This window comes from Marichromatium sp. AB32 (genome assembly GCF_003718675.1).
GTDB classification, from domain to species: domain Bacteria; phylum Pseudomonadota; class Gammaproteobacteria; order Chromatiales; family Chromatiaceae; genus Marichromatium; species Marichromatium gracile.
This window is the reverse complement of record NZ_RHFJ01000164.1, coordinates 1-297: the sequence shown is the minus strand read 5'-3', so window position 1 is coordinate 297 and position 297 is coordinate 1. Positions and strand designations below refer to the sequence as shown.

The window sequence follows — 297 nt, the reverse complement described above, 5'->3', positions numbered from 1 at the left end:
CCCACGCTCGATCGTTGGCGCACACCCGAGGCCATCCTCACCGACCTCCAGCAACTCCGCTTCCTACCCTTCTACTACCACTACTACAGCAGCGAGAGCGGCGCCCTGGTCAGTCTGGTGCTCAACCTCGGGCTCTATGGGATGGCCGGGATGTTGCTGGTGCCGTGGACCTCGGATCGATGGGGAGCGTACACTTGGGGTGGCTGGGTTGCGGCAATCGTCGGGGGCGGGTTGGCGTTCGCGGTCGAGGGGCTGCGGTTGGTGATGGGGTTGGGGGTCGATCCGACGAATGTTTGG

General features: G+C 64.6%; 1 pseudogene. It reads left to right on the top strand.

Annotation, left to right across the window (positions count from 1 at the left end):
- Positions 1 to 297 (top strand): annotated as a pseudogene (locus EBL85_RS17345) (VanZ family protein); the annotation flags it as partial.